This window comes from Caballeronia jiangsuensis (assembly GCF_046030135.1).
In the GTDB taxonomy this organism is placed as follows: Bacteria; Pseudomonadota; Gammaproteobacteria; order Burkholderiales; family Burkholderiaceae; genus Caballeronia; species Caballeronia jiangsuensis.
Genome location: NZ_JAQQDB010000003.1, coordinates 168099 through 184740 on the forward strand (window position 1 = coordinate 168099; position 16642 = coordinate 184740).

General features: G+C 63.8%; 14 protein-coding genes. 10 read left to right on the forward strand and 4 right to left on the reverse strand.

The features are described from left to right. The 4 genes from PQR08_RS04570 to cobA all read right to left on the reverse strand — a co-directional run bounded on the left by PQR08_RS04570 (position 1) and on the right by cobA (position 3794). The gene (locus PQR08_RS04570) at positions 1–486 is read right to left on the reverse strand and encodes an adenosine-specific kinase (RefSeq protein ID WP_250484525.1); all 486 of its coding nucleotides are present in this window, start codon (positions 484–486) and stop codon (positions 1–3) included. A gap of 730 nt (positions 487–1216) precedes the next feature. Beyond that, on the reverse strand, positions 1217–2347 hold the full coding sequence (locus PQR08_RS04575; RefSeq protein ID WP_250484526.1) for a CmpA/NrtA family ABC transporter substrate-binding protein: 1131 nt from the start codon (positions 2345–2347) through the stop codon (positions 1217–1219). A gap of 13 nt (positions 2348–2360) precedes the next feature. Further along, a complete protein-coding gene (locus tag PQR08_RS04580; RefSeq protein ID WP_035509819.1) occupies positions 2361–2933 on the reverse strand; it encodes an ANTAR domain-containing response regulator in 573 nt (190 codons plus the stop codon). Between the two features lie 93 nt (positions 2934–3026). Beyond that, complete coding sequence (gene cobA, locus PQR08_RS04585; RefSeq protein ID WP_250484527.1) at positions 3027–3794, reverse strand: uroporphyrinogen-III C-methyltransferase; 768 nt, start codon at positions 3792–3794, stop codon at positions 3027–3029. A 602-nt stretch (positions 3795–4396) separates the two neighbouring features. Here cobA and PQR08_RS04590 point away from each other — a divergent pair. From PQR08_RS04590 to PQR08_RS04635, 10 genes are all read left to right on the forward strand, one after another. Beyond that, positions 4397–5722 (forward strand): MFS transporter, encoded by a 1326-nt coding sequence (locus PQR08_RS04590; protein ID WP_187606462.1) that lies wholly within the window; start codon positions 4397–4399, stop codon positions 5720–5722. A 12-nt stretch (positions 5723–5734) separates the two neighbouring features. Continuing rightward, positions 5735–8275, forward strand: a complete 2541-nt coding sequence (gene nirB, locus PQR08_RS04595; RefSeq protein ID WP_250484528.1) for a nitrite reductase large subunit NirB — start codon at positions 5735–5737, stop codon at positions 8273–8275. 17 nt (positions 8276–8292) lie between these two features. After that, positions 8293–8637 (forward strand): nitrite reductase small subunit NirD, encoded by a 345-nt coding sequence (nirD, locus tag PQR08_RS04600; RefSeq protein ID WP_035509869.1) that lies wholly within the window; start codon positions 8293–8295, stop codon positions 8635–8637. After that, complete coding sequence (locus tag PQR08_RS04605; RefSeq protein WP_250484529.1) at positions 8634–9896, forward strand: NAD(P)/FAD-dependent oxidoreductase; 1263 nt, start codon at positions 8634–8636, stop codon at positions 9894–9896. The genes nirD and PQR08_RS04605 overlap by 4 nt, the downstream gene beginning before the upstream one ends. 659 nt (positions 9897–10555) lie before the next feature. Further along, positions 10556–13285, forward strand: a complete 2730-nt coding sequence (locus PQR08_RS04610; protein WP_250484530.1) for a nitrate reductase — start codon at positions 10556–10558, stop codon at positions 13283–13285. Between the two features lie 292 nt (positions 13286–13577). After that, positions 13578–13739 carry a hypothetical protein gene (locus tag PQR08_RS04615; protein ID WP_187606458.1) on the forward strand — a complete coding sequence of 54 codons (162 nt, stop codon included), beginning with the start codon at positions 13578–13580 and terminating at the stop codon, positions 13737–13739. Between the two features lie 190 nt (positions 13740–13929). Next, positions 13930–14280 (forward strand): hypothetical protein, encoded by a 351-nt coding sequence (locus tag PQR08_RS04620; protein WP_035509828.1) that lies wholly within the window; start codon positions 13930–13932, stop codon positions 14278–14280. Between the two features lie 123 nt (positions 14281–14403). Next, positions 14404–14751, forward strand: a complete 348-nt coding sequence (locus PQR08_RS04625) for a hypothetical protein (RefSeq protein ID WP_035509871.1) — start codon at positions 14404–14406, stop codon at positions 14749–14751. Positions 14752–14894: 143 nt separating this feature from the next. After that, entirely contained in the window at positions 14895–15866 is a 972-nt protein-coding gene (locus tag PQR08_RS04630; RefSeq protein ID WP_187606457.1) for a hypothetical protein, read from the forward strand. Positions 15867–16009: 143 nt separating this feature from the next. Then, positions 16010–16636, forward strand: a complete 627-nt coding sequence (locus tag PQR08_RS04635) for a hypothetical protein (RefSeq protein ID WP_250484531.1) — start codon at positions 16010–16012, stop codon at positions 16634–16636. Positions 16637–16642 lie beyond the last annotated feature (6 nt).

Consider the following 16642-nt stretch of genomic DNA (forward strand, 5'->3'; position numbering starts at 1 on the left):
TCAGGCCTTGTAGCCGATCTTGCGCAAGAGGTCGTGGCGCCACTTCACGTCTTCTTCGGTTTCGACGCCGAGCGGCGGCAGGCCATCCACCACGCCGACGATCCCGCGTCCCTGATCCGTCTGCGCGACGAGCACCTGCGTCGGATTGGCGGTCGCGCAGAAAATGCGGCAGACCTCCGGCACGGTCTTGACGGTATTGAGCACGTTCACGGGAAAGAAACCATCGCCGAGCACGATGATGAAACTGTGCCCCGCGCCGATGTTCTGCGCGTTGCGCGCGGCCATCTCGACGAGACTGTCGTCCGTACCCGACGTGCGCACGAGCCGCTTGCCCGAGGCCTCGCAGAACGCGAGCCCGAAGCGGATGCCCGGCACCGCGCCGACGAGCGCCTCGTGCAGATCCTCGACCGTTTTGATGAAGTGCGACTGGCCGAGGATGAAGTTGGTGTCCTCGGGCTTGTCGATGGCGATGGCGAGCAGTTCCATGGGGAGTCTCCGGTGCAAGCTGGAGATTCCATGGTAGGTGCTTTGGGGGCGTTCGATAAGGAACGCTGGTTTGGCGGGATGAGGGCGAAGGATGGCTTTCTCGCCGGATCCCGTTTTCGTGTCGGTCTATTAGCACTGCCCCTCCCCGGGGCGGGGGTCACTTTCTTTGCTGCTGCAAAGAAAGTAACCAAAGAAAGCAGCTCTCTCAGGCCCGCGGTCACACGCAGTTTGGCCATGCTTGCCAGCCCGCGGTGGCCCTCGCCTAAGTGTCGCCCTCAAAGGCCCAATCGGGCTTGGCTCGCGCACGGTCTGCCGCCCGAGAGGTTTCAGCGCGCTGGTTCAGCACCAAAGAGCTTCGGCACAGCGCTACGCGCTGCCGTTGGGTATGCGAGGGAAACCATCGAAGAAGAAGCGCGCGCGCACCCGATTGACCCATCGGCCGCGAAGCGGGCCGGAGCTCTTTGGTGCTGAACCAGTGAGGCAAAACATTTGGAGCGTCAGACCGTGCGCGGTCCAAGCCCTTATCTGCTTGTGGGGGCACTCGCTACAGCCGGGCCATTAGGCCAATCGCCTGTGCCGCGGCCGGTGTGAAGTGCTTAGGCTGGGGATAGCTGTTTCTTTGGTTACTTTCTTTGCAGCAGCAAAGAAAGTGACTGCCGCCCCGCACAGGGGCAGTGCTAATAGACCGACGCGAAACCGGGATCCGGCGAAAAAAAATCGCGACCACCCCCTACACCCGCACTTCGAACCCCGCAAGATATCCCGCCGCATCGCGGCCATCCCACACGCGACCATCGCAAAGGGTGGCCGAGCGCCGCTCGTCGGGCAACACGATACCCGCCCCCCGCGCCGCGTCGCGATAAAGCGCGGTCTGATTGACGCTCGCCGCGACGCCCCCATCGTCGATATCGGCGTCGAGCATGCCCCAGCGCCGATACTGCGTGATGAACCACACGCCATCCGACACGCGCGGATAGTTCACCGCGCCGCCATCGAAGAAACGCACCGGCAGCGCGCGCGCATCGCCGCCGTTCGCTGCGGCAAGGCGCGGCTCGATCAGCGCGCGCGGCACGCCGAGCAATTCCGGCGACGCCAGCGCCTCCGCGATCTCCAAACGATGATCGCCCGCATCGAGCCACGCGCACGCGTCGAGCATCGTGCGCACGAGCGCGCGCGCCGTCGCCGGATAGAGCGCCGCAAAATCGCGCCGGCACGCGAGCACCTTCTCCGGATGATCCGGCCAGACCTCGCTCGTGTACGCGATCGTTTTGCCCGCGCCGCCGGCCTCGGCCACCGCATGCCACGGCTCGCCCGCGCAGAAGCCGTCGAGCGCGCCCTCGACGAGCGCATCGGCCATGCGCGGCGGCGGAATCACGACGCTCTGAACATCGCGCAACGGATGCACGCCGTGCGCCGCGAGCCAGTAGTAGAGCCACATCGCGTGCGTGCCAGTCGGAAACGTCTGCGCGATGACAGGCGGCCGCCCGAGCGATCCCAGCGCTTCCTTCACGCTCGCGCCGCCGCCAATCGCGTCGGCGAGCGGGCGCGACAGCGTGATCGCCTGACCGTTGCGATTGAGGACCATCAGCACCGCCATGTCCGCCTGCGGCCCGCCGATGCCCAGTTGCACGCCATACACGAGCCCATAGAGCGCGTGCGCGGCGTCGATTTCGCCGGAAAGCAGCTTGTCGCGCACGGCGGCCCACGACGGCTGGCGGCACAGCTCGATCGTGATGCCGTGGCGTGCGCCGAGTTCGCGCAATGCGGCGACGGCGAGCGGCGCGGCATCGGAAAGGGCGACGAAGCCGAGCCGCAGATGCGTGCGCTCGGGCGCGGGAGAAGTCGTGTCGGGGGAGTTCATAGGTTCCGTGGCGCTAGAACAGATCGGACAGCGCAATCAGTTGACGCGCGATCTCCGCGACCTTCACGCCCTGATCCATCGCGCGCTTGCGGAGTGCCGCGTAGGCATCGTTTTCGGACATGCCGCGCTTGTCCATCAGGAGACGCTTCGCGCGGTCGATGACCTTGCGCTGCTCCAGTTCATCCTCGACTTTCGCGAGACGCTGGCGCAACTGCGCTTCATGCGCGAAGCGCGCGAGCGCGACTTCGATGATCGGTGCGAGCCGCTCGGGCGCGAGCCCTTCGACGGAATACGCGGTGACGCCCGCGCCGACCGCCGCGCGGATGAATTGCTGATCCGCGTCGTTGCTGAACATCAGCACGGGACGCGGCGCGGCCTTGTTCATCACGGCGAGCTGTTCGAGCGTATCGCGCGAGGGCGATTCGGTATCGATGATGACGACATCAGGCTTCTGGCTCTCGACGGCCCGGTGCAACGCCGACGGCGCGGCGACTTCGGCGAGCATGTCATAGCCCATGCGTGCGAGTTGCTCGCGCAAATCGCCGATGGGCTTGTCGGTGTCGGTGACGAGAAGAACGCGAAGCATGCGGGCAGCGGACGAGGTCATGCGAAGAACGGCAACAGCGGCTGATACGACTTTAACGACTTTAGCGCGCCGCTTGCCGTTTGAGAACCTGCTTCACGCGGCATGGGCGAAACCTTTGGCGCTTGCAGCCTGCGCCGTGAATTCAGCCGCTTCTCCAATCGCGCCGCCGATGAGAATCACCGCCGGACTGCCGAGACCGGCGGCCGTGGCTTCGTCGGCGAGACGGTCGAGCGTCGTGACGAGCCGCCTCTCTTGCGACGATCCCGCGTTCTGGACGACGGCGGCGGGCGTGCTCGCGCTCAGCACGTCGAGCAACGATGCCGTGAGACTCGCGATGCGGCTCATGCCCATATAGATCGCGAGCGTGGTGCCGGTGGCGGCGAGCGCGGCCCAGTCGGGCTGACTGTGATCCTGCATGTGCGCGGTGATGAAGGTCACGCCCTGGCAATGATCGCGATGCGTGAGCGAGATGCCGAGTCCCGCAGCCGCCGCGAAACCCGACGACACGCCGTTGACGATATCGACCGGAATATGCGCTTCACGCAATGCGGCGATCTCTTCGCCGGCGCGGCCAAAGAGCAGTGCATCGCCGCCTTTCACGCGCACCACATGCAGACCCTTCTTCGCATAACGCTGCATGAGGCGCTGAATGAACGCTTGCGGGGTCGACTTGCAGCCGCCGCGCTTGCCGACGCGAATCACGCGCGCATGCGGCGCAAGCGTGACGATATCGGCGTTGGCCAGGTCGTCGACGAGCAGGATGTCGGCGGCGGCGAGCGCTTTCGCGGCGCGCAGGGTCAGCAGGTCGAGATCGCCGGGGCCTGCGCTTAACAAAGTGACTTTGCCTTTGATGGTGCTCATCGTTGCTTACCTGTTCGGCGAACGTGCGTATATGAGGCGCATCGGCGCGGCAAACGCCGATAGCGTCCGCTCGTGTCGCTGCACGAAGGGACGCCTTTGTCCTTGCTCTTCCGATTCGAGATGCCGCGAACGCCGTTGCCCGCAGTGCCTTTCCCAATGCAATAAGCGGGCCATTGCGTGAAACAGGCACCGGTCCGCGTGCGCCGCACTGCGCTCGTGCGCGTTTCGCCAGACGCGGCACCGCTTCGGCGCGAGCGTGCTTCGTTCGAGTGAACCGGTTGGTACAAAAATTCGTGCACGACTTCGCACGTCACCGGTGCTGCGTCGCACCATCACTGTGCCCGTCTGCATCGAAACATGTCGCGCAGCGCGTGCGCCCTGGCAGTGCATGAGTCCTGCAAAGCCATACGCAGCAAGGCTTTCAGGCCGATGCCGCGCGCATGGCATAGCCCTTGCCTTATGTTTCGCCATCGGATCAACGGCGATCCGTCCTGAATACAGCGCCCGGCAGGTGAATACGTGCGGGCTTCGGACAACGGCGTCCCCCGCATCGGCTTCCCGGTCGAATGCGCGGGACGCCTTTCTTTTTTTGCGGAAAGACGATGGACAAAGCCACCCGGATCGATCTCTTCAGCATGCGCAGCGCGCCGATGCGCGCCTTCCATCTCACATGGATGGCGTTCTTCGTGTGCTTCTTCGCGTGGTTCGCATGCGCGCCGCTGATGCCGCTCATCAAGCGCGAGTATGGTCTCACCGCCGATCAGGTCGCCAATATCAACATCGCGGCCGTGGCCGTGACGATTCTGGTGCGCCTCGTCGTCGGTCCGATGTGCGATCGCTTCGGGCCGCGCAAGGTGTATAGCGCGCTGCTGCTCGCGGGTTCGGTGCCCGTGCTCGGCGCGGCGTTCTCGACGGGCTACGACAGCTTCCTGTGGTGCCGTCTTGCGATCGGCGCGATCGGCGCGAGCTTCGTCATCACGCAGTACCACACGTCGGTGATGTTCGCGCCGAACGTCGTCGGCACCGCGAACGCGACGACGGCAGGCTGGGGCAATGCAGGCGCGGGCGCGGCGCAAGCGATCATTCCGCTCTTCGTCGCGGCCGCGATCGCGCTCGGCACGGGCGAAGCATCGGCATGGCGCGTCGCGCTGATCGTGCCGGGCATCGCGATGCCGGTGATGGCCTTCTTCTACTGGCGTTATACGCAGGACTGCCCGCAAGGCGATTTCGCGACGCTGCGTCGCGCGGGCATCGCCATCGACGGCGGCAAGAAGGGCGGCTGGCAGAGCTTCGTCACCGCATGCTCGAACTATCGCGTGTGGATGTTGTTCGTGACCTATGGCGCGTGCTTTGGTGTCGAAGTGTTCATTCACAACATGGCGGCGATCTACTACGTCGATCATTTCGATCTCACGCTCGGCCAGGCGGGCATGGCGGCAGGCAGCTTCGGCCTGCTCGCGCTGTTCGCACGCGCGCTCGGCGGCTGGCTCTCCGACAAAGCCGCCGCGAAGAAAGGCCTCGATATCCGCGCGACGTTGCTGTTCGCACTGATCGCGGGCGAAGGCCTCGGTCTCTATGCATTCGCGCATGCGCCGAGCGTCGTGCTCGCGATCGTTTCGATGCTCGTCTTCGGCCTCTTCACGCACATGGCGTGCGGCGCGACTTACGCGCTCGTGCCGTTCATCGATCGCCGCGCGCTCGGTGGCGTGGCCGGCGTGATCGGCGCGGGCGGCAACGTCGGCGCGGTCGCGGCGGGCTTCCTGATGAAAGGGCTCGGCAACGCCCAGGCGACGCTCTCGATGCTCGGCGTGGTCGTCGCGGGCACGGCGCTGTGCGCGCTCGCGGTGCGATTCTCGCCCGAACACAAGGCACGCGAAGCGGCGTTGCGCGAAAGCGCGCTCGCAGCCAACAACGTCATTGCAAACTGAGGAATGCCCGTCATGAAAATCGTCGTCATCGGCCACGGCATGGTCGGCCACAAGTTCCTCGAATGTCTCGCCGAGAGCGGCAATGAAGCGCTGCACGTGACGGTGCTGTGCGAAGAACCGCGCGCCGCATACGACCGCGTGCATCTGACCGAGTTCTTCACGGGCAAGAGCGCGGATGATCTTTCGCTCGTCGAAGCAGGCTTCTTCGAGCGCTCGGGCTACGCGCTGAAGCTGAACGCGCGCGCGGTCGCCATCGATCGCACGGCGCGCACGGTGACGGCTTCGACCGGCGAAGTGCTGCCGTACGACAAGCTCGTGCTCGCGACGGGTTCATACCCGTTCGTGCCGCCGGTCGAGGGCCGGGACCGCGACGGCTGCTTCGTGTATCGCACGATCGAAGATCTCGAAGCGATGCAGTCGTTCGGTGAGCACTCGAAGACGGGCACGGTGGTCGGCGGCGGTCTGCTCGGTCTCGAAGCGGCGAAGGCGCTGCGCGACATGGGCCTCGAAACGCATGTGATCGAATTCGCGCCGCGTTTGATGGCCGTGCAGGTCGATGACGGCGGCGGCCGCGTCTTGCGCGCGAAGATCGAAGAGCTCGGCGTCACGGTTCATACGGGCAAGAACACGCTCGCGATCGTCGAGGGCGAGGGCGCCGCGAATCGCATGAATTTCGCCGATGAAACGCATCTCGACACCGACATGATCGTGTTCTCCGCGGGCATTCGTCCGCGCGACGACATCGCACGCGCCGCGGGTCTCACGATCGGCGCGCGTGGCGGCATCGTGATCGACGACGCCTGCCGCACGAGCGATGCCGATATCTTCGCCATCGGCGAATGCGCGCTGTGGCAAGGCCAGTTGTTCGGCCTCGTCGCACCCGGTTACGACATGGCGCGCATCGTCGCGAAACAGATCATCGGCGAGGAAGCGGCGTTCGCGGGCGCGGACATGAGCACGAAGCTCAAGCTGATGGGTGTCGATGTCGCGAGCATCGGCGATGCGCACGGCAAAACGCCCGGCAGCCGCACGTATCAGTACAGCGACGAACGCAAGCAGGTCTACAAGAAGATCGTCGTGTCCGACTGCGGCAAGTTTCTGCTGGGCGGCGTGATGGTCGGCGATGCAACCGAATACGGCACGCTCCTGCAGATGATGCTCAACAGGATCGAGCTGCCCGAAGCGCCCGAGTTCCTGATCTTGCCTTCGAGCGATGGCAAGGCGAAGCCCGCGCTCGGCGTCGAGGCATTGCCCGATTGCGCGCAGATCTGTTCGTGCAACAACGTGAGCAAGGCGGAAATCTGCGCGGCCGTCTGCGCGGGCGCGACGAGCATCGGCGCGATCAAGTCGTCGTGCAAGGCAGGCGCGTCGTGCGGCGGCTGCGTGCCGCTCGTCACGCAGGTGATGAAGTCTGAGATGAAGCGGCAAGGTCTCGCCGTGAACAATCATCTTTGCGAGCACTTCCCGTACTCGCGTCAGGAGCTGTATCACATCGCGCGCGTGGAAGGGCATCGCACGTTCGGCTCGCTGCTCGCGAAGCACGGCAAGGGGCGCGGCTGCGATATCTGCAAGCCGGCGGTCGCGAGCATTCTCGCCTCCTGCTGGAACGAGTTCGTGCTGAAGAAGGAGCACGCGAGTCTGCAGGATTCGAACGATTACTACCTCGCGAACATTCAACGCGACGGCACGTATAGCGTCGTGCCGCGCATGCCGGGCGGCGAAGTGACGCCCGATGGTTTGATCGCGGTCGGGCAGGTCGCGAAGAAGTACGGTCTCTATACGAAGATCACGGGCGGCCAGCGTGTCGACATGTTCGGCGCGCGTGTCGAGCAATTGCCGTTCATCTGGGAAGAGCTCATCGCGGCGGGTTTCGAATCGGGTCATGCGTACGGCAAGGCGTTGCGCACGGTGAAGTCGTGCGTCGGCTCAACGTGGTGCCGCTATGGCGTCGGCGATTCTGTCGGTCTCGCGATCGAACTGGAGAACCGCTACAAGGGCCTGCGCACGCCGCACAAGATCAAGTTCGGCGTGTCGGGCTGCACGCGTGAATGCGCCGAGGCGCAAGGCAAGGACGTCGGCGTGATCGCGACGGAAAAGGGCTGGAACCTCTATGTCTGCGGCAACGGCGGCATGAAGCCGCGGCACGCCGAACTCATCGCGTCCGATCTCGATCACGACACGCTCGTGCGCTATATCGACCGCTTCCTGATGTTCTACGTGCGCACGGCGGATCGCCTGCAACGCACGAGCGTGTGGCGCGACAACCTCGAAGGCGGCCTCGATTATCTGATCGACGTGGTGATCAACGACAAGCTCGATATCGCAGACGAACTCGAAGCGGAGATGCAACTCGTCGTCGATACCTACGAGGACGAGTGGAAGAAGGCCGTCACGGACCCGCATACGCGCAAGCGCTTCCGTCACTTCGTCAACAGCGAACAGGGCGATGCGAACGTGACCTTCGTGGAAGAGCGCGGCCAGATCCGTCCCGCGACGGTCGAAGAACGCAGGTCGAAGTTGAACGATATCCCCGTCGTAGTCGAAACCGTCTGAACCCTGGAGAAATGATCATGAACGACCGCATCGAACAGGACTGGACCGCCGTTTGTGAACTCGACGACATCGTGCCCGATACAGGCGTCTGCGCGCTCGTGAAGGGCACGCAGGTCGCGGTGTTTCATCTCGCGGGCGAAGAATCGACGCTATACGCGATCGACAACTACGATCCGCATTCGCAAGCCGCGGTGCTCTCGCGCGGCATCGTCGGGAGTCTGGGCGAGCGCATCGTCGTCGCATCGCCGATCTACAAGCAGCACTTCGATCTGCGCACTGGCGAATGCCTCGAAACGCCTGAGCTATCGGTCAGCGCATATCGCGTGAAGGTCGCGGGCGGCAAGGTGTGGGTCGCGGCATGAAGACCGAATATGCGGTTGCGGGCATGGCGTCGTTGCGCGATACCGCGCCGCGCCAGCGGCTCGTCGTCATCGGCAACGGCATGGCGGGGATGCGTACGGTCGAGGAACTGCTGAAAATCGCGCCCGGACTGTACGACATCACCGTGTTCGGCGCCGAGCCTTACGGCAACTACAACCGCATTCTGTTGTCGCCGGTGCTCGCGGGCGAGAAGTCCGTCGACGACATCATTCTCAACACGCGCGAATGGTACGACGCGAACGGCATCACGCTGCATGCGGGCGATGCGGTCGTCGGGATCGATCGCGCGCGGCGCATCGTGCGTTCGCAGAAGGGCGTCGAAGTGCGTTACGACCGCCTGCTGATCGCGACCGGCTCGAAGCCTTTCATCATTCCGGTGCCCGGCTGCGATCTTCCCGGCGTGATCGCGTTTCGCGACATTCAGGATGTCGAAACGATGCTCGAAGCGGCGCGCGATCATCGTCAAGCGGTGATTATCGGCGGTGGCCTGCTCGGGCTCGAAGCGGCCAACGGATTGCAGCGGCAGGGCATGTCGGTGACGGTCGTGCATGCGGGCGAAAGCCTGATGGATCGTCAGCTCGATGCGACCGCGTCCGCGTTGCTCAGACGTTCGCTCGAAGCGAAGGGCCTGCGTTTCGCGATGGCCGCGCAGACCACTGAAATCGTCGGCGAGGAGCGCGTGCGCGCGGTGCGTTTCACGGACGGCACGCAGATCGACGCGGACCTCGTCGTGATGACGGCGGGTGTGCGGCCCAATATCGCGCTTGCGAAAGAGGCCGGTTTGCATTGCGAGCGCGCGATCGTCGTCGATGACACATTGCAGACTTTCGATCCGCGCGTTTATGCGGTGGGCGAATGCGTGCAGCATCGCTCGGCGACTTTCGGTCTCGTTGCGCCGATCTGGGATCAGGCGCGCGTGGCGGGGGCGCATCTCGCGGGTGCGGGGCATCGACGGTATGTGCAGCGCGCGACTGCGACCAAGCTGAAGGTGACGGGCGTCGATTTGTATTCGGCAGGCGATTTCATCGGTGGTGGCGATAGCGAGGATCTTGTGCTGCGTGATCCGCGCCGGGGCGTATACAAGCGTCTCGTGTTGCAGGCGGGGCGTTTGATCGGAGCAGTGCTGTATGGCGATGTGAAGGACGGTGGGTGGTACTTCGATCTGATTCAGAACCGCGTGGATGTGTCGCATTTGCGGGGCAAGCTTCTTTTTGGCAAGGTTCTTTGTGAAGCGGAGTAGAGCGATTCAGGTTTGTCGGCGGATCCCGTATTCGTGGTGGTCTATTAGCACTGCCCCTGTGCGGGGCGGCAGTCACTTTCTTTGCTGCTGCAAAGAAAGTAACCAAAGAAAGCAGCTCGTTGAGGCCCGCGGTCACACGTAGTTTGGCCATGCTTGCCAGCCGCCAATGGCACTCGCCTAAGTGTCGCCCTCAAAGGCCCAGTCGGGCTTGGCTCGCGCACGGTCTGCCGCCCAAGACGTTTCAGCGCGCTGGTTCAGCACCAAATAGCATCGGCACAGCGCTACGCGCTGCCGTCGGGTATGCGAGGGAAACCATCGAAGAAGCCCGCGCGCACCCGATTGACCCATCGGCCGCGAAGCGGGCTGGAGCTATTTGGTGCTGAACCAGTTCGTTGTGTGGTGCGATGTGTCAGACCGTGCGCGGTCCAAGCCCCGCGAGACCTACGAGGGCACTCGCTACTGCCGGGCCATTCAGCCAATCGCCTGTGCCGCGGCCGGTGTGAAGTGCTTAGGCTGGGGATAGCTGTTTCTTTGGTTACTTTCTTTGCAGCAGCAAAGAAAGTGACTGCCGCCCCGCATAGGGGCAGTGCTAATAGACCGACACGAACACGGGATCCGGCAAAAAAACCCCGGATAGCCAACCAAGAGAGACGCAGAACATGACCATCATCCCGATAGAATCCGCGTCTGTCAAAACGACGTGTCCATACTGCGGCGTAGGCTGCGGCGTGAACGCGTCGCCGAAGAACGCGACCGAAGTAACGATTGCAGGCGATGAATCGCATCCGTCGAACTTCGGCCGCCTGTGCGTGAAAGGCTCGGCCCTCGGCGAGACTGTGGGACTCGAAGGCCGCCTGCTCACACCGAAACTGCGCGACAGACACACCGGATCACTCTCCGACGTCTCATGGAACGATGCCCTCGCCACAGTCGCGAGCGGCTTCGCGCGCATCATCGCCGAGCATGGTCCGGATGCGATCGCGTTCTATGTATCGGGTCAGTTGCTCACCGAGGACTACTACGTCGCCAACAAGCTGATGAAGGGCTACATCGGCAGCGCGAACATCGATACGAATTCGCGGCTGTGCATGTCGTCGTCGGTAGCGGGACACAAGCGCGCATTCGGCGAAGACCTCGTGCCCATGAACTACGAAGACCTCGAACTCGCCGATCTCGTCGTGCTGGTCGGCTCGAACACGGCATGGTGTCATCCGATTCTCTTTCAGCGCATCGTGAAGATGAAGGAGAAGCGGCCGGAAATGAAGATCGTCGTGGTCGATCCACGCTATACCGCGACCTGCGAAATGGCCGATCTGCATCTGCCGCTCAAGCCCGGCAGCGACGTTCGGCTCTTCAACGGTCTGCTCGCATTCCTCGCGGAACATGGCGCGACCGATGCCGCTTTCGTCGATGCGCATACTCGCGGTTTCGATGCCGCGCTCGCCGCTGCAGGGCCCGCCGATCTCGCGCAAACCGCGAAGGACTGCAAGCTCGATCAGCACGACCTGATGGCGTTCTACCGCCTGTTCGCACGCACGGAACGCGTCGTGACCGTCTATTCGCAGGGCGTGAACCAGTCGAGCGCGGGCACCGACAAGGTCAACGGCATCATCAACTGTCATCTGGCGACGGGGCGTATCGGCAGGCCGGGGATGGGGCCGTTTTCCTTCACCGGCCAGCCCAACGCGATGGGCGGCCGCGAAGTCGGCGGCCTCGCGAATACGCTCGCCGCGCATCTCGAGTTCGGCGATCCGCTGCACGGCGAGATCGTGCAGACGTTCTGGAATTCGCCCGCAATTGCAGAGCGCGCGGGATTGAAGGCCGTCGAACTGTTCGATGCAATCGAATCCGGCCGCGTGAAAGCGGTGTGGGTGATGGGCACCAATCCGGTCGTGAGCCTGCCCGACGGCGATCGCGTGAAGCGAGCGCTCGAAAAGTGCGAGCTCGTGGTGAGCTCGGACATCATCGAAAAGACCGATACCAACGCATTCGCCGATGTGCTGCTGCCCGCGCTCGGCTGGGGCGAGAAGGACGGCACCGTGACGAACTCGGAGCGGCGCATCTCGCGTCAACGCGCGTTCATTCCTGCGCCGGGCAAGGCGCGCGCGGACTGGCGCATCATCTGCGACGTCGCAACGCGCATGGGCTTCGAAGACTTCGGTTTCGCGGGTCCGCATGAGATCTTCGACGAGCACGCGAGGCTCTCGGCGTATCGCAACGATGCGTCGACGGGCGTGCACCGCGCGTTCGACATCGGCGGTCTCACTGGCCTCGATCGCGCGCAATACGATGCGTTGCAGCCTACGCAATGGCCGCTGCGTTCCGTGCAGGAAGGAAGCATTGCGAGGCTCTTCGAAACGGGCCGCTTCAGTTACGCGGACGGCCGCGCGCGCTTCGTCCCGACAGCGCCGCGCGATCCCGTCAATGCGCCCGACGAAGACTATCCGCTCGTGCTCAACACCGGCCGCGTGCGCGATCAATGGCACACGATGACACGCACCGGCCGCTCCGCGAAGCTCGCGGGACACATCAGCGAATCGTTCATCGACATGCATCCGCAAGACGCGCTCGCATGCGGCGTGCGCGAAGGCGAACTGGCGCGCGTGTCGAGCCGCTGGGGTTCCATGATCGCGCGCGTGCAACACGGCGGCGGCATGCCGCGCGGCAGCGTGTTCGTGCCGATTCACTGGAACGATCAGGTCGCTTCGGATGCGCGCGTCGGTGCGGTGGTCAATCCCGTCGTCGATCCCGTTTCGGGCGAGCCCGAGTTCAAGCACACGCCAGTCGCGATCGAGAAATTTCACGTCACGTGGCACGGCTTTTCGCTGTCGCGCGCCGCGCCCGATCTCGACATGGTCACGCACTGGACGCGTGTGCACGGCGCACATCACATGCGCTACGAGATGGCGGGACGCAATCGCTTCGATACGTCGCATGGCGATCATCACGACTGGGCGCGTGCGCTCTTTCATATCGACGATCGGCACGCGGACTGGATCGAATACGAGGACAAGAGCGCAGGCGTGTATCGCGCGGCGCATGTGGTGGATGAGCGCATCGAGAGTTGCGTGTTCATCTCCGAGCGGCCCGATCTGCCCGCTCGCGCATGGCTCGCAACGCTCTTCGAAAAGGACCGGCTCGACGACGAGGACCGCGCGAGTCTTCTGCTCGGCCAGCCGATCGGCAAGGGCGAGGACACCGGACCGACCGTGTGCTCTTGCTTCGGCGTCGGACGCAATACGATCTGCAATGCGATCCGGGACAAGGGACTGAAAACCGCCGCGGAGATTACGTCGTGCGTAAAGGCGGGCGGCAACTGCGGGTCCTGCGTGCCGGAACTGAAGAAGCTCATCGTCGAGACGGAGATGGCGCGCCTGAGTACGGTCTGACCTTTGCGCGTCTACCTTACAAGCGCGGGCGCAATTCGCCCGTTTGTTTCGTTTTAAAGCCTTCCCACTATACGGGTGAACCCTTGAAAACCCCCGGAAACAGGGCGTTTGCGGGTGTCACCCGGCTCGAATGAGGGGTGGACCACCAAATTTCTCACGAATTGTTACGACGTGAAATGTAATGTTGGTTGCCCCACGCAGCGCCCGCTTCATCTTCCGTAAAGTCACATCAAACGCAGGCAATTGAAAGACCAAAGCCTGAGAAAACATAAGAAGTGATACGGGGATTGCGATGAAGAAGAACGCAAATCAAATCGACCAGGCGGAAGACCAACGCGCCACGATCCGCTCGACGGAAGCCAGAAGCCCGTCACAAGCACACATCGACCTGTTGCACGAACGACGACTTCCGCTGATGGAAGTCCGCGACGTTCGCGCATCGCACTGCTCCTGACCGGTTAGCCCGCGCCCCTGGCGCGTCCCATTTCAAACGCTCGCTGATTTTCACGCTGGTTCGCCGAAGTGAAATTCAGGCAGGCGTTTGAAATAGGAATACTAACTAAATGAATTACTCGCTGTGCCCGCTACATACCGGCGTCGATGTAGCTGGAATTGACCGTGCGCCTACACTTGGAGACTTCAACATGCAACGCAAACTGATCGCAGCAGCAGCCGTCCTCTCCCTCGTTTCCGCCGCTGCTTTCGCAACGGGCACGAACTCCAGCTCGAGCTCGACGTCGGGCGGCAACACCGCAGCAGCCGTGTTCGGCTACGGTTCGTTCACCGCAACGAACGCCGGCATCGCCAACGGCAATGCATCGGCACTCGCTGGTCAAGGCTTCGGCGTGACGGGCAACGCGACCAACGCGACGACCGGCCACATCAACACGTCGTCGGCTGGCGGCAAGGGCTTCGGTGGCTCGACGGCAACGGGCACCTCGGGCGCCGACGCTGCTGCGAACGCCTGGAGCAAGCTGGGCGGCGGCTGGCGTTAAGCACGCGGCGACGGAGGGCGGACTTCGCCGCAACGGGGTTCGCTGATCCGCAACCGACGTGCCCGTAGTTCAAACAACAAATAACGAAATCCAATCTTATTTATTCGATAAGGAATGCCAATCATGAAACGCACTCTGATCGCTGCTGCACTGCTCTCGTTCGTCTCCGTCGCCGCGATGGCCACGACCACGAACTCCAGCTCGTCCTCGACCTCGGGCGGCTCGACCTCCGCTTCGGTCTCGGGTTTCGGCCATTTCACCGCCAGCAACTACGGCACGGCTAACGGCAACGCGCAATCGATCGCCGGCAACGCTTTCGGCGTGACGGGCAACGCCACCAACGCCACGACGAGCCACACCAACACGTCGAACGCGGGCGGCTTCGGTCACGGCAACGCACAAGCGGGCGGCACCTCGGGCGCGGACGCAGCGGCCAATGCATGGAGCAAGCTGGGCGGCGGCTGGCGTTAAGCCGGCCTCAGAGCCCAAGGCAGAGGCGGCGTCATGACGAGCGCGTGCTCGCGGAACTCCGCCTTTGCCGAACCCTATAAAAAAACTCTAAGTCGTCCGGGACCGTCATGCGCTGTGAGGTCCCCTTTCTTCCGGAGCACCTAATGAACAAGACCACTTTGCAATTGGCATGCGCGGTTCTGTTTTGCGCCGCACAACTGGCCCACGCCGATACCACGGCCAATTCCTCGTCGGGCTCGGTGTCGGGTTCGACGTCCACGGGCATCGGCCAGGGCGGCGGTTCGAGCCTGAACAACATCGGCACGTCGGCGAACTCGACGGCCAACACCAGTTCCAATTCGTCGTCGGTGGGCGGTCTCGGCGTCGCGACGGCGAGCGGCGGGCGTTCGTCGGCACAGGGCGGTTCGTCGAACGTCAATATCTCGCTGTCGATGCCGCAGCTCACGAACTCGGGCACGGATGCGAGCGGCACCGACGCGACCAACAAGGCAGCCACGGGCCCCGGTTCGAGCGCCTTCGACACGCGCACGACGGTCGACTACAACCAGAGCTCGTACTCGGTGCGCACGACGCCGTCGATCGCCGCCCCCGCGCTCACGACGACGCTCTCCGACACCTGCATGGGCTCGGCGAGCTTCGGCCTGTCGATCACGGGCTTCGGCGCGACCGGCGGCACGACGCTCGTCGATCAGGCTTGCGTACGCCGTCTCGATGCACGCGAATTCCGCGCAATGGGTCTGACCGATGTCGCGCTCGCACTCCTGTGCCAGAGCGACGCGAACCGCCGCGCAGTCGAAGCGACCGGCCATCTGTGCCCGGGCACGACCACGCCGCTCGCGAAGTCGGGCGCTGACGCAGTGCTGTCGGACGACGAAAAGTATCGCGATCCGCTGATCCGCGAGCGCCTCGGCCTGCCGGTGACCGCCGCCAACAATCCGGAAGTCAACCTCAAGTCGCAGGACGCCGCGAAGCAGGCTCAGCCGGCGCCCGCGAAGCAGGTCGCGCAGCCGACGCCGGTCGCAGCGCGCGTGTACGATCATTCCGATGGTGCGAACGGCGTCGAAGTCGCGAGCACGCCCATCGGCGAGAAGATCGAAGTCTCGCTGGTGAAGTGAGGAAGCAGCAGGTTCGATGGCAAAGTGGTGCCGTGGAACTGTAGAGACGCGCCTGGGTAGCCAGGCCGTCTCTCCCTTTGAAGGGTTGGCTCTGAAAGACTGGTCCCGGAGAGTCAACCCTCGTTTTCCCGCTGAGGCATGCGATGAAGAGTCACAAGAAAATGGCGGCCATCGCGCTCGCGGCGAGTGCGGCTGTGTCGATGATGCCGTCGAGCGCGCACGCCGATGCCAGCGCCGGCGTGATCTGGGCCGCGAACCCGGCAGGCGTGCAGCCGATGCCCGGTGCGCAGGCGCTCGCGCTCCTGCCTTCGAGCGGCTACGTGCCCTTGCAGAGTTCGGGCGGCAAGTGCCTGCTCGTCGCGCGGCGCGGCACGCAGATCGTCGCGGTGGAATTGTCGCCGCTCACGAACGGCGCGAAAATCGTCGGCTGGAAGCCGCAGGAAATCGACATGAGCACGCTCACGTCGAAGTGGGGTTATACGCCGCCGAAATCATCGGTCGATACGAAGAGCTTCGGCAATCCCGTCACGAACGCGATGTCGGAACAAGGCAAGACCGATACGTCGAAGGGCGGATCGTATGCGCGCGCGAGCAGTTGGGGCAACGGCAACGTCGAAGCGCATAGCAGTGCGATCGCGTCGTCTTCGGGCGAGACCGAAGCTGCCGAGTCCGTGACGGTGAACGGCAAGACGTATCGCAAGTACAGCCATTTCAAGCCAGCGACGGCCGACGCGCCGGTCGCTGCATCGGACGAATACTTCTGTCAGTGACGCATA